Genomic DNA, 12,436 nt, shown 5'->3' with positions numbered 1-12,436 from the left:
GGTTACTCCACAGGATCAGCGTTTGACGGTGAGGTCGATCTGGCTCATCCGGCTGCGAACCGTAAATACGCCATCCCCCGACAGAATGGCGCTGCGCGCGAACAAGCGCCCGCTCTCCCAGTTCGAAAGTCCCAGCTCAGGCTTGTTCAGCGCGTACTGACCGTCGACCCAACGGGTGATGCCGTTGCCCACGAACGGTGCATTGACCGCGTTGTAGAAGCGCTCTTGAACGGCGTCGTCCTCACTGATTAGCGACACGGTAAATTGCGGGCTGTAGCGGTTGAACAGAGCAATCGCCTGATCCAGATCATCGACGATCATCAGGCTGATTTCCGGGGTTTCTTCCCATTCCCACTCGCGGCCCAGGTCAGCCTCTGCCAGCGGCTCGGCCAGGGCTTCGGTTTGAAAACCCTCGGCGCGATACACCTCGACCGTTGCGTTCCGCCAATGCGCGGGCAGACACGTTTCGCTGCCTTCGACGATGTGCAATTTGCAGCCCTGGCCGCGCGCGGTGCCGGCGTCTTGCAGCGCTTCGAGGAACAACGGCACCAGCTCTGCCGCACGATCTCGCTGGATCAGGCAGACATTGAGCGTGTTGCAGACCTTGCGATCCAGCGAGTTGCGCACTACCGCCGCAAAACGTGTGGCGTCGGCGTCACGATCGGCAATCAGCCACGCGCCACCAGTGCCATGCAGACTGACCGCCGTGCCCGCCTGCCGGGCAATGCTGCCTAACTGGCTGACCGCACGGCCCGAGCCGCGCGCCACGGCCAGCGACAGGCGCCGGTCGGCAAACATCGCCCAGCCAGCGGCGTGATTGACGCTCTCGACCAGCGACACCGCGCCCGCCGGCAGACCGGCTTCGGCCAGCGCCGGGTTCAAGGCGTGCGTGACGATGGCTTGCGCAGTGCCCAGCGCATCGCTGCCAATGCGCAGCACGGCGGTGTTGCCGGTGCGCAAGACGCCAGCGGCATCGGCGAACACGTTCGGGCGGCCTTCGAAGACAAACGCGACGACGCCCAGCGGCGACACCACTTGCTCGACTTTCCAGCCGTCATGCTCGACGCTGCTGATGACTTTGCCGCGCGTCGCCGCCGCATCACGCCAGGCGCGCAGGCCGGCGATCATGTCGTGGCGCATACGCTCATCGGCAAGCAGTCGAGTGGTAGAGCGACCGCGCGCCTTGGCCCGTTCGATATCGGCAAGGTTGGCGGTTTCGATCTGCGCCCAGCACTGCGGGTTTTCCAGGCGTTGCGCGAACAAGTCGAAGAACCGGCTGATGGCTTCATCGGAGACCGCCGACAACGCGGCGAACGCCGAGGCCGCAGCCTCAATGGCCACGGATGCCGCTTGCTGATCCACCACGGGAATCAGCAACAGCTCACCACTCACCTGCTCCACCAAAAGGTGGTCACCGGGCTGAAACCGCGCCGCCAGTTCGGGGCTGACCACGGTCACGCGATTACCAGCGAAAGGAATCGGCGTACCAGCGACTAGACGTTCGAGCGCAAGAGACATGAAGCGGTTTCACCATGCAGGGAGCGGGCGGAAAATGTATAGGAACATAATCCTCCAAAGCAACCGCTCCCACAGGGTTTCAGGGTGTTTGTCTGAGCGCGTCAGAACACCGACCAGCCAATCCGCGAGCTGAGCATCTCCAGCGCCGCCATGCCCGCCAGCGAATTGCCCGCAGCATTCAGCTCCGGCGACCACACGCACACGGTGAACTGCCCCGGCACCACCGCGACAATCCCGCCACCCACGCCGCTCTTGCCTGGCAGGCCGACGCGATAAGCGAAGTTGCCGGCCTCGTCATACAGCCCGCTGGTGGCCATGATCGAGTTGATCTGCTGGGTCTGGCGCCGGGTCAGAATCTGCTCGCCGCTGTGCTTGCAATAACCGTCGTTGGCGAGGAAGCAGAACGCCCGGGCCAGATCAATGCAGTTCATGCGCAATGCGCAGTGGCTGAAATAGCTGCGCAGCACCGATTCGACGTCGTTGTGGAAGTTGCCGAATGACTGCATCAGATATGCCATTGCCGCATTACGTGCGCGGTGCTGGTATTCGGAATCGGCGACCTTGCCGTCGATCATGATCTGCGGATTGCCCGACAGACGCCGGACGAAATCGCGCATCGACAGGGTCGGCGCAGCGAAGCGCGACTGGTTGATGTCGCAGATCACCAGCGCGCCAGCATTGATAAACGGATTGCGCGGGCGCCCGCGTTCAAACTCCAGTTGCACCAGCGAGTTGAACGGCTGCCCGGAAGGCTCATGACCGAGGCGCTCCCAGATCGCTTCGCCGGAATGTTCGATGGCCTGCACCAGGCTGAACACCTTGGAAATACTCTGCACCGAGAACGGTGTTTCGGCGTCGCCGGCGCAGTACATTTCGCCGTCGTTGCCGTACACGGCGATGCCCAACTGATTGGCCGGCACGGTGCCGAGCGCAGGAATGTAGTCAGCCACCTTGCCTTGCCCGATCAGGGGCCGGACAGCGTCAAGGATCTCGTTCAACAGCGCTTGCATGCCGGGTTCCGAAGTCTCGCCCCATAGGATTGCGGGGACACAGGGTCTAGACGCCGCGCACCCTTTCTGGATCACACATCCCTCAGCAGATTGAAGTTAGCGGGGCGGTGTGTATGGCCGGCCGGAAAATGAAACGCCCTCCGACACATCTCCGATACACCCCGCCGCTGAAATACCCCGGTCGATTCACTCGCCCATTGCACCGGAGTTTCAACATGACCCGCCTTTCAGCCCCGCTCAAAACCCTGCACCACAACCTCGACCGCGCCGGCGCCTGGCTCGCTCCGCTTCCCCTTCCCCTTCGATAACCTGCCGGCCCCGCTCACTGGGAACTGTCGATGTGGGCAGAGTTGCTCTGCGCGCTGGCGATTCTGCTGGCGGCACTGGTGCCGCTGGTGTTGGCCGGGGCCGGCTAGTTGAACCTCAATGCGGCACCGCGATTGCTGAGGCTCAGTGCGCCCGGTCGAGCCCGGCCAGCAGAGCGCTGTCGCGGCTGTAGATATCGGGCGCGTAACGCACATGACCGTCGCTGCTGACCTGCGCGGTCCAGTACGTCATCAGGATCGGCACCGGTGCCGACAAGCGAAATTCATGGGTCGTGCCGGTCGCCAGCAAGGTGTCAGTGCGGGCTCTTTCCGCAGGGCTGAGCAGCAGGTCGCGCAGTTGAAGCGGGTGTTCAACCCGCACGCAACCGGAGCTGAACGCGCGCGGGCCTTTGTCGAACAAGGCCTTGCTCGGCGTGTCGTGCAGGTACACGGAGAACGGATTGGGGAAGCGGATGACCATTTGCCCCAGCGGATTTCGTGGCCCGGCATCCTGGCGCAAAAGAATATTGCCGGGATTGTCCCAGTCGATGTCTGCCGCCGCCAAGGGCTGGCCGTTCGCGTCGAGCACTTGCAGGTTCTGGCGACTGAGGAAGGTCTGATCCTTGCGAATCGCCGGCAGTTTGTCTTCTTTCCAGATGGTCGGCGGTACGGTCCAGGTCGGGTTCAGGGTCAGGCGTGTGACCCGGGATTTGAGCAGCGGCGTCTGGCGATCGGCGCGACCGACCTGGGTGCGGGTCTGCCACACCGCTTCGCCGCCCCGATACAACGTCAGTTCGGCGGCGGCGACGTTGACCAGCAGGCCATCGGGCTCCATGTCCTGAGCCAGCCAGCGGAAGCGCTCGAGGTTGAGCCGCAGCTGCTCGCGGCGGCTCAGTGGACTGATATTGAGTTCGGCAATCGTCCCCGGCCCGACCACACCGTCAGCCTGCAACGAATGATGGGTCTGGAAACTTTTCACGGCATCCACCAGCACGCCGCTGTAGACGTTGTCCGGTGTACCGATAGCGTGGGGCAGATAACCCTCGCTGTACAAGCGCTGGGCCAGTTCCGGCACGCGTTTGTCTTCCATCGCCGGGCGCAACAGCGGCCCGTTCCCCACTGATTGCCATTGCGGCAGCGCTGTCAGGCGTTGCGCGGCGTAGAGCTGGCGCAGGCTCTGGTACTGCGCCAGGCGCGGGCGTGCCAGATCGAAGGCCCCCCCGATGTCATGCATGCCCGGCACGGCGATGGCCAACAGTTGCGCCTGACGGTCGCGAGGGCTGTCGTCGGCACGCCACAGCGGTTCAAAATGCGATTGCAGCAGGCGCCCGTAATGCAGATCCTGCAGGGCCTGCAGATAGGAGCGACTGATGTCGATATCGGCGCAGAGTTCGCCGTCCTGCGGCGGGGTCGTGGTAATGGGATAGCGTTGTGGATTGAGGCCATCGTCGGCCAATAGCTGCAATTGCGCCTGTAATACGGGCAATTGCGCAGACGCGCCAGCCCACACCGGCATCCAGTCCTGCTGTTGGTAGAAGCCTTTCAATTGCTCCAGTGCCGGCCCATTGAGGTGCGCGGCAATCGCCGGACACGACTGCGGCAAACTGATCAGTACCGCCTGCAATGGGCTTTGCGGCTCCACGGGCATTTGCGCCAGGGGCGTCGGCTGCGTCTGCAAGGGCGGCAGCGGCTCCCCGGCACAAGCGACAAACGGCGCAGCGATCAGACAAATGCTCAAGTAGCATGCGTACTTTTTGAACAACTGCTTTACTCCAATCCATGGCCGTCCAGATGATGGCCAACCTTACATCAGGTGCGCTGAACAGTCAGGCTCGATCTTCGGGCTTGCCGGTAACGACTGGGAGTCAGGAGCCAAAGTGCCAAATGAGTAGCAAGTGAGGACACTTAATAAATGTTGACGTTTTTGCGCCGACTTCTGCTGACCACCGCGACCGTTGTCGTGGCGTCCAGTCCAGCTTTTGCCGCCGGCAAGCCATCGCCGGTTCTCTTCACCAGCCTCGCGCACGCCGCGCCAGAACTCAATCCCCAGGCGCTCAAAGGTGCATTGAGCGCCATGCAATGCGCGGTCAACAACGGTGCGAAACCGTCCCGCCATCTGGCGATCATTGATTACTCCCAACCGTCCACCGAACGCCGCCTGTGGATCTTTGACCTCAGCAAGAAGAAGTTAGTGCTGCGCGATCTGGTCGCCCACGGTTCCAATTCAGGGGAAAACTTCGCTACGCAGTTCTCCAATGTCGAGGGCAGTTACCAGTCCAGCCTTGGCCTGTTCCGCACTCAGGAAAGCTACAGCGGCACCCACGGGTATTCGCTGCGCATGGATGGTCTGGAGCCGGGTTTCAACGATATGGCTCGCGACCGCGCGATTGTCATCCACGCTGCCAGTTACGTGAATCCGCTATGGAGCAAGCGTCAGGGCCGTATCGGCCGCAGCCAGGGTTGTCCGGCGGTGAGGCCACAGATTGCCAAACAGGTGATCGACCGACTGAAGAATGGCCAGTTCATGTTCTCGTGGTATCCGGATCAGCGCTGGCTGAAGTCTTCGCCGTACCTCAACTGTCAGCCGCAACAGGTGGCGAGCATTCTCAGCACCCACGCGAGCTGAAGATCTCACCGGCGGATGACTCAATGTGGGAGCGAATTGGTCAGTCAATCTTCAGCAGACGCAGTTCCAAGGTGGGAGCGGGCTTGCTCGCGAAGAGGACGGCACATTCAACAGGTACGTCGCCTGACCTGACGCCTTCGCGAGCAAGCCCGCTCCCTCAGGGGGATTGAGTTACCCGAAAAATCTTCGCACACCGTTTCATTACAGCTTTGTCATTCTTCTGTCCGTTTTCCGTGCGGATCGCTCAGTAGTCTGAAGTTGTCCCGGCGCCAATGCCGGTCAACCCAGACCACTGAGTGACTGACCATGAAAACCCTCCTGCTCGCCTTCACCGCCCTCCTCGCCACCGGCTCGGCATTCGCCGCCAACCTGCCCGACACTGCAGTGATTCATGACAAAACCGGGTTTTACGTACATCTGGATGTCGACAAAGTCTTGTCCAGCACCGATATTTCCCAAGCCTGCGGTGTGGTGCCGGCGCAGTTGAATTATCTTGACCATCAGGGCCGCGAACATGTGCTGGACTATCAGGTACAAGGCACCGGCTGCATCAATGACCATTGAGGCTGATCGATGAATATTCTCGTCGTCGAAGACGAACCCAAGGCTGGCAATTACCTGCTCAACGGTTTGCAGGAACTGGGCTACAGCGTCAGCCTCGCCCGTGATGGCGCCGACGGTCTGCATCTGGCGCTGGAACACCGCTTCGACGTGATCGTGCTCGATGTGATGATGCCGAAAATGGACGGCTGGGAAGTCCTGCGCCGGCTGCGCAAGCAAGCCGATACGCCGGTGCTGTTCCTTACCGCCCGCGATGACATCGCCGACCGCGTCAAAGGCCTGGAACTGGGCGCCGACGATTACCTGATCAAGCCGTTTTCCTTCGCTGAACTGGTCGCGCGCCTGCGCACCCTGACCCGCCGTGGGCCGATTCATGAAGACGAACATCTGCAAGTCGCCGACCTGCAGATCGACGTGCCCAAGCGTCGCGTGACCCGCGCGGGGGTGCGCATCACCTTGACCAACAAAGAGTTCGCTTTGCTGCAATTGTTCGCCGCACACACCGGCCAAGTCCTCGCGCGCTCGCTGATTGCCTCGCGGGTATGGGACATGAATTTCGACAGTGACACCAACGTGGTCGATGTCGCCGTGCGCCGCTTGCGGGCGAAGATCGATGACCCGTTCCAGCTCAAGCTGATCCACAGCGTGCGCGGCATCGGCTACCGCTTCGATACGCAGCCATGAGCGCCCACCGTCCGTATTCCCTGACCCTGCGCCTGGCGCTGGTGTTTGCCCTGCTCGCGTTCGGCTCGCTCGCGGGGCTCGGCGCGGCACTGTATGGCGAGCTCGAAAACCAACTGATCCGCCGCGACGACATCTCCCTGGTCAGCCGGGTCGATCAGTTGCGCAGCTTCCTTAACGACAGCAATACCCTGGAGCTGATCAAGACCAAACCGGCGCTGTTCCAGAACATGCTCGGCAACCGCGAGGCACTGCTGACCATTGGCGCACCGGGGCAGCCGCCGTTGCTGGTGGTCAATCCCGGCAACCTCGCTATGCCAACCTTGCCAGCGGTGCCTGTCGACCACGCGATGACCCTGAACGACGTGCAGCATCTGCCGAGTGTCAACGGCGTGCCGTTTTCGGCGGTGGCGGCGCGCATCGATTCCGGCGAGCTGGGTAATCTGCAGGTCACCACCGGGCGCCTGATGAGCGAGCGCACGGCGATGCTCGCCAACTACCGTTTAAGTGTTTATGGCCTGGCGTCACTGGCGGCCCTGGTGTTGGCGCTGGCCGGCTGCCTGCTGGTGTATCGCGGCCTGCTGCCGGTGCGACAACTGGCCAGACACGCCCATGGCATCGGCGTCGGCAACCTCGGTGAGCGCCTTGACAGCCACGGTGCGCCGCGCGAGTTGCAGCCGATGATCGAAGCGTTCAACGCCATGCTCGACCGCCTCGGCAAAGGGTTCGCGCAGTTGAGCCAGGTGTCCACCGACATGGCCCATGAACTGCGCACGCCGATCAATAACCTGCTCGGCGAAACCCAGGTCGCCCTGCATCAGAACCGCAGCGTCGAGGCCTATCAGCAGTTGCTCGCGTCCAACATCGAAGAGCTCGAACGACTGGCGCGGATGCTCGACAACATGCTGTTTCTGGCCCGTACTGACCCGGCCAGCGCCTTGAGCCAGCGTCAGGAACTGAATGCGGCGGATGAGATGCAGCGCATCGCCGACTACTTCGAAGGCCTCGCGGCGGATGTCGGCGTGTCTATCGAGGCGCGTGGCAGCGGGGTGATCTGGGCAGAACCGATGCTGTTGCGTCGGGCCTTGGCCAATCTGTGCGCCAACGCGATCAAGTACGGCGCGGCGGATTCGACGATAGAGGTTGAAGCGATGGCCGAGCCGGACGGCGCTTACCTGCGAGTACGCAACCGCGGCGCGACGATTGCGCCGGAACACTTGGCCCGACTGTTCGAGCGCTTTTACCGTGTCGACCAATCCCGCGAGCGCTCGGCGCAATCCAATGGTCTGGGCCTGTCGATTGTTGCGACCATCATGCAGTTGCATCAGGGCCGCTACAGCGCCAGCAGTGTCGACGGCACCACCTGCTTTGAACTCTACTTCCCTGCCCGTCAATGATCTTGATCGACTGTTGCGCCGTCATCGCTGGCAAGCCAGCTCCCACAGGGTTTTGTTTTGGCCAGAGACCTGGATTCAACGCCGATCATTGTGGGAGCGGGCTTGCTCGCGAAGGCGGCGGATCAGTCACTGGAGATGCTGGCTGCACCGTCCTCTTCGCGAGCAGGCTCGCTCCCACCTTGGAACTGCGCCCGGCTGATGAACAGCGCCGTCAGCATCAACGCCACCGCCACACCAAAGGTGATGTGCAAACCGCTGGCAATCGCCGGCGCGGGCGCCTGCGTCGGCCCCCCCGCCGCCAGCGCGAATACCGCCCCCATCACCGCCGCGCCGGTAATCAAGCCAAGATTGCGCGCCAACCCGAGCATCGCCGAAACCACGCCGCGCTGATCCTGACTGACGCCGGCCATCAACCCGGTGTTGTTGGCCGCCTGAAACAGTGCGTAGCTGACAGCAACCACCATGATCGGCAGCACGTAGGCAGGCAGTCCGAGACTCATCGGCAAGATCGCCAACAACGCGCAACCGCAGGCCAACCCAAGCAATGCGCCAGGCACGATTCGCTGCGCGCCGAAACGATCCACCAGACGTCCGGCCGGTACACCGCTCAGCGCCGACAACAACGGGCCGACCGACAACGCCACTCCGACCAAAGTGCTGCTGAGGCCCAACCCTCGGTGGAGGTAAAACGGCCCGACCACCAGCGTGGTCATCATCACCGTCGTCACCAGCAACGTCAGCGCCAGGCCGCTGCTCAGTCGAGCGTCGCTGAACAGCGACAGGCGAATCAGCGGCGATTTGGCCTTCATTTCGACCACAATGAACAATCCCGCGCCGCACAGGCTGGCGAGCAGCAGCGGTAACAGCAAACCTTCAAGCGTCATTGCCAACGCATAGGCCGCCAGCGTCAACATCAATACCGCACTGCCCGAATAATCGAACGCAGCACGCGGGCCTGTGGCCCGGTCTGCCGGCAGAAAGCGGTACACCAGCCAAATATTGAGCAGACCCAATGGCACGTTGAGCAAAAATATCGACTGCCAGCCCACATGCGCCATCAACAGTCCGCCCAGTGACGGCCCGAGACTGGTGCCAGTCGCCGACATTGTTGCCAGCAGTCCCATCGCACTGCCCGCCCGAGCCTTGGGCACCGCATCGGACACCAGCGCGACGGTTAACGCGAACATGATCGCCGCACCGACGCCTTGCACCGCCCGTGCGCCGATCAGCCAGCCCAGCCCCGGTGCCAGTGCACAAGCCAACGAAGCGCTGGTGAAAATACCAATCCCGATCAACAGCAATCGCCGCCGCCCCAGGCCATCCCCCAGACGTCCGATGCTGACAATCAACGTGGTGATCGCCAGCAGATAAGCCAGAACGATCCACTGCACCTGTTGAAACGTCGCCTCAAACGCCGACGCCAGAATCGGCAGCCCGGCATTGGCAATGCTGGTGTCCAGTGACGGCATCAACATCGATAAGGCCAGACTGGTCAGCGCCCAACGGGCGGGAGTGCTCAGGGGTTCTCGGGGCATGGCGGGCTCACAGGGCAAAGGTGAATCACCCTAGCCTGAGCCTCGACAATACAAGGCGCAAGACGCATGATTTGCACTAGATAGCTGCACAGGACGCCATATCATGACCGCTCCGGATTTCAATCTGCTGATCACCCTTGACGTGTTGTTGCGCGAGGGCAGTGTCGCCCGCGCCGCCAAATGCCTGCGGCTCAGCCCTTCGGCGATGAGTCGCGCCCTCGCCCGTCTGCGCGAAACCACTGGCGATCCGCTGCTGGTGCGCGCCGGTCGCGGTCTGGTGCCGACGCCGCGTGCACTGGAGTTGCGCGAACGGGTCAGTCATCTGGTGCAGGAAGCCGAGGCGGTTTTACGACCTGTTGAAGTACTTGACCCGCGCCGGTTGCAACGCACTTTCACCCTGCGCAACACCGACGGTTTCGTCGAAACCTTCGCCGCCGCGCTGCTCGCGCGCATCGCCGCAGAAGCACCCGACGTGCGCCTGCGCTTTGTGCAGAAAGCCGACAAGGACAGCACGCCCCTGCGCGAGGGCCGTGTCGATCTGGAAACCGGCGTGGTCGACGACAGCACCGATCCGACGCTGCACAGCCGCATTCTGTTTGAGGATCAGTGGATCGGCGTGGTGCGTGAGGGGCATGCGTTGAGTACGGGCAAGATCAGCAGCAAGCGCTTTGCAGGCGGCCAGCACATTCTCATTTCCCGACGCGGACGCAGCAGCGGCCCGGTGGACGACGCACTACTGGAGTCCGGGCTGACGCGGGACATCGTCACCTCGTTCGGCGGGTTCTCGGCGGCGCTGACGCTGGTGCGCGAATCCGACCTGATCGCCACTGTTCCAGAACGTCACACGAGCAAATTGCGCATGGGGCTGCACAGTTTCGCCCTGCCCTTCAAGATGCCACCGATCTGCGTGTCCATGCTTTGGCATCCACGCATGGACGCCGACCCGGCGCATCGCTGGCTGCGCCATTGCGTTCGCGAAGTCTGCGCCTAACGCGCATCCCCGCCATAAGGTTTGTAGAAGAGAAACCTGCCGGTTTCAGCGGTCTTGCGGTATTCCCTGGCCCAGCTCGGGTGGACGTTGCGGTCATGGAAATACAACGCGCCGCTGGTGCGGTCCTTGAGCTGGCGGTTCAAAGCCTTGCCGGCGATTTCCTTGGCCAGCGCGTACTCGGCGTCCTCTCTGACTTGATCCGGCTTGCCATCGCACCACCAGGAGAACTGGCAGCTTCTGGTTTCCGAACCTTGCTTGACCACCGCACACACCGTGTCGGGAAACCCTTCGTGGCCGAGGCGATTCATCACCACACTGGCCACCGCTTCCATTTCCGGGGTGTCCCTGCCTTTGGCTTCCCAGTAGATACTGCGCGCCAGACAGGTAATCGGATCGTCCAGCGGCGCCGCGCCGGCGGGGTCGACCGCTTGCACTTCGGTCGGGGTAATGGCTTCGGCTTTCGGTGCCGGGGCGGCGCTAACGTTGTCGGCCGCTTTCTCTTCCAGGACTTCGGCTTTTTCTTCAGCCTTCGCTTTGATCGGGGCCTGATCGGTAGCCCATGCGGAGCCCGCCATCAGGGTGAATACGAGACAACCCGCCCAGCCTTTCAATCCCATGTCTGTTCTTCCGGCAGCGCCCGATGCGGGCAAGGTGTTACGTCGGGGAGACACCCGGTTTCCGGGGTCTTCGGTGAGTGTAGACGGCAAATCCAGAGGCAAAGTTGCGCAGAAAAACGGCTGAATGAAGAAAAAAGACATTGCACTCACCGGGGGCCTTTCGCGCATCATGGGCGCATTCAGCTCAAGGGAGATTTCCATGCGCTTCATGCCATCCGTTTTGCGTTTTGCCGCGTTGTCCGTGGGCGTTATGTTGGCCATCCCGGCGCTGGCTGGCGATGAGTCGCAATTGATCGAGTCGATCAACAGCTACCGCAGCCAGCCGCAGCGTTGCGGTTCGCAAGCATCGAATGAACTGCCACCGCTGTCGGCTGATCCACGGCTGAGATTACCCGCCAGCGGTGCTGTCGATCTGCAACAAGCCATGGCCAGCGCCAGTTACCCGATGGTCAATGTGCAGGCGATCACCCTCAACGGCCCGCGCGATGCAGCGTCGGCGATGAAGGCGATTCAGGAGAGTTTCTGTCAGGTGGTGCTCGATCCGCAGTTCGTCGATGTCGGAGTCAGCCGCGAAGACCGTGACTGGCGCATTGTGCTGGCGCGCCCGCTGCTGTCGGCCAGGCTGGGCGATGCGCAAAGCGAAGGGCAGAAGCTGCTCAACGAACTCAACGTTGCCCGCAGCCAGGCGCGTCAGTGCGGTGGCCAGGCGTTCACCGCAGCCGCACCGCTGGCCTGGAACGCGACGCTGGGCACGATCGCTCAGGATCACAGCCGCGACATGGCCAACAACAGCTACTTCGATCACAAGGACCGCGACGGCCGCACCCCCGGCGACCGCGCCGAACTGGCAGGTTACAGCGGCCAACGGGTCGGAGAAAACATCGCCGCCGGGCAAGACACCGTGCCCAAAGTCGTCGAAGGCTGGCTCGCCAGCCCCGGCCACTGCGCCAACCTGATGAACCCGCAATACACAGAACTCGGCGCCGCCTACGCCACCGACCCGAAAAGCAATGCCGGCATCTACTGGACCGCCATGTTCGGCGCCCAGTAACCCCAATCTCCCCTCCCCAAAGACCCCATGTGGGAGTGGGCTTGCTCACGAAGAGGTCGGTACATTCAACATCGAACGCGACTGACCTGACGCCTTCGCGAGCAAGCCCGCTCCCACATTCAACCGCGGTCCGTCAGTTGAAAG

Annotated in this window: 11 protein-coding genes and 1 pseudogene; 7 read left to right on the top strand and 5 right to left on the bottom strand. The window is 62.4% G+C overall.

The window, feature by feature from the left end:
* Positions 1–15: 15 nt before the first annotated feature.
* Positions 16–1,518 carry an aldehyde dehydrogenase family protein gene (locus AACY19_RS10305; RefSeq protein WP_339450142.1) on the bottom strand — a complete coding sequence of 501 codons (1,503 nt, stop codon included), beginning with the start codon at positions 1,516–1,518 and terminating at the stop codon, positions 16–18.
* Positions 1,519–1,619: 101 nt separating this feature from the next.
* Positions 1,620–2,528: a glutaminase B gene (gene glsB, locus AACY19_RS10300; RefSeq protein ID WP_339450141.1), complete on the bottom strand. Its 909-nt coding sequence runs from the start codon at positions 2,526–2,528 to the stop codon at positions 1,620–1,622.
* A 215-nt stretch (positions 2,529–2,743) separates the two neighbouring features.
* Here glsB and AACY19_RS27910 point away from each other — a divergent pair.
* Positions 2,744–2,905 (top strand): annotated as a pseudogene (locus AACY19_RS27910) (DoxX family protein); the annotation flags it as partial.
* 73 nt (positions 2,906–2,978) lie between these two features.
* Here AACY19_RS27910 and AACY19_RS10295 read toward each other — a convergent pair.
* On the bottom strand, positions 2,979–4,595 hold the full coding sequence (locus AACY19_RS10295) for a L,D-transpeptidase family protein (protein ID WP_339450140.1): 1,617 nt from the start codon (positions 4,593–4,595) through the stop codon (positions 2,979–2,981).
* Between the two features lie 150 nt (positions 4,596–4,745).
* Here AACY19_RS10295 and AACY19_RS10290 point away from each other — a divergent pair, with 150 nt between their 5' ends.
* The 4 genes from AACY19_RS10290 to AACY19_RS10275 all read left to right on the top strand — a co-directional run bounded on the left by AACY19_RS10290 (position 4,746) and on the right by AACY19_RS10275 (position 8,098).
* Positions 4,746–5,459: a murein L,D-transpeptidase catalytic domain family protein gene (locus tag AACY19_RS10290; RefSeq protein ID WP_339450139.1), complete on the top strand. Its 714-nt coding sequence runs from the start codon at positions 4,746–4,748 to the stop codon at positions 5,457–5,459.
* Positions 5,460–5,765: 306 nt separating this feature from the next.
* On the top strand, positions 5,766–6,023 hold the full coding sequence (locus AACY19_RS10285) for a DUF2790 domain-containing protein (protein WP_339450138.1): 258 nt from the start codon (positions 5,766–5,768) through the stop codon (positions 6,021–6,023).
* A 9-nt stretch (positions 6,024–6,032) separates the two neighbouring features.
* Positions 6,033–6,704 (top strand): heavy metal response regulator transcription factor, encoded by a 672-nt coding sequence (locus AACY19_RS10280; protein WP_339450137.1) that lies wholly within the window; start codon positions 6,033–6,035, stop codon positions 6,702–6,704.
* Complete coding sequence (locus tag AACY19_RS10275; protein WP_339450136.1) at positions 6,701–8,098, top strand: heavy metal sensor histidine kinase; 1,398 nt, start codon at positions 6,701–6,703, stop codon at positions 8,096–8,098. The genes AACY19_RS10280 and AACY19_RS10275 overlap by 4 nt, the downstream gene beginning before the upstream one ends.
* A 122-nt stretch (positions 8,099–8,220) precedes the next feature.
* On the opposite strand, the gene AACY19_RS10270 is transcribed toward AACY19_RS10275, so the two are convergent.
* Entirely contained in the window at positions 8,221–9,633 is a 1,413-nt protein-coding gene (locus tag AACY19_RS10270; RefSeq protein WP_339450135.1) for an MFS transporter, read from the bottom strand.
* Positions 9,634–9,736: 103 nt separating this feature from the next.
* Between AACY19_RS10270 and AACY19_RS10265 the strand changes: the two genes are divergently transcribed.
* The gene (locus AACY19_RS10265; protein ID WP_339450134.1) at positions 9,737–10,624 is read left to right on the top strand and encodes a LysR family transcriptional regulator; all 888 of its coding nucleotides are present in this window, start codon (positions 9,737–9,739) and stop codon (positions 10,622–10,624) included.
* On the opposite strand, the gene AACY19_RS10260 is transcribed toward AACY19_RS10265, so the two are convergent.
* Positions 10,621–11,241: a cell wall hydrolase gene (locus tag AACY19_RS10260; RefSeq protein WP_339450133.1), complete on the bottom strand. Its 621-nt coding sequence runs from the start codon at positions 11,239–11,241 to the stop codon at positions 10,621–10,623. The genes AACY19_RS10265 and AACY19_RS10260 overlap by 4 nt on opposite strands.
* A gap of 199 nt (positions 11,242–11,440) precedes the next feature.
* Here AACY19_RS10260 and AACY19_RS10255 point away from each other — a divergent pair, with 199 nt between their 5' ends.
* A complete protein-coding gene (locus AACY19_RS10255) occupies positions 11,441–12,292 on the top strand; it encodes a CAP domain-containing protein (RefSeq protein WP_339450132.1) in 852 nt (283 codons plus the stop codon).
* Positions 12,293–12,436: the final 144 nt, after the last annotated feature.

Origin of the sequence: Pseudomonas sp. EA_5y_Pfl2_R50 (genome assembly GCF_963970475.1) — a bacterium.
Classification (GTDB): domain Bacteria; phylum Pseudomonadota; class Gammaproteobacteria; order Pseudomonadales; family Pseudomonadaceae; genus Aquipseudomonas.
This window is presented reverse-complemented; position numbering and strand designations above follow the sequence as displayed.

Bases quoted from the DNA above. Each gene is read 5' to 3' on its own strand.
- AACY19_RS10260 (WP_339450133.1), bottom strand. From the start codon at position 11,241: ATGGGATTGAAAGGCTGGGCGGGTTGTCTCGTATTCACCCTGATGGCG.
- AACY19_RS10280 (WP_339450137.1), top strand. From the start codon at position 6,033: ATGAATATTCTCGTCGTCGAAGACGAACCCAAGGCTGGCAATTACCTG.
- glsB (WP_339450141.1), bottom strand. From the start codon at position 2,528: ATGCAAGCGCTGTTGAACGAGATCCTTGACGCTGTCCGGCCCCTGATC.
- AACY19_RS10305 (WP_339450142.1), bottom strand. From the start codon at position 1,518: ATGTCTCTTGCGCTCGAACGTCTAGTCGCTGGTACGCCGATTCCTTTC.
- AACY19_RS10290 (WP_339450139.1), top strand. From the start codon at position 4,746: ATGTTGACGTTTTTGCGCCGACTTCTGCTGACCACCGCGACCGTTGTC.
- AACY19_RS10285 (WP_339450138.1), top strand. From the start codon at position 5,766: ATGAAAACCCTCCTGCTCGCCTTCACCGCCCTCCTCGCCACCGGCTCG.
- AACY19_RS10275 (WP_339450136.1), top strand. From the start codon at position 6,701: ATGAGCGCCCACCGTCCGTATTCCCTGACCCTGCGCCTGGCGCTGGTG.
- AACY19_RS10265 (WP_339450134.1), top strand. From the start codon at position 9,737: ATGACCGCTCCGGATTTCAATCTGCTGATCACCCTTGACGTGTTGTTG.
- AACY19_RS10255 (WP_339450132.1), top strand. From the start codon at position 11,441: ATGCGCTTCATGCCATCCGTTTTGCGTTTTGCCGCGTTGTCCGTGGGC.
- AACY19_RS10270 (WP_339450135.1), bottom strand. From the start codon at position 9,633: ATGCCCCGAGAACCCCTGAGCACTCCCGCCCGTTGGGCGCTGACCAGT.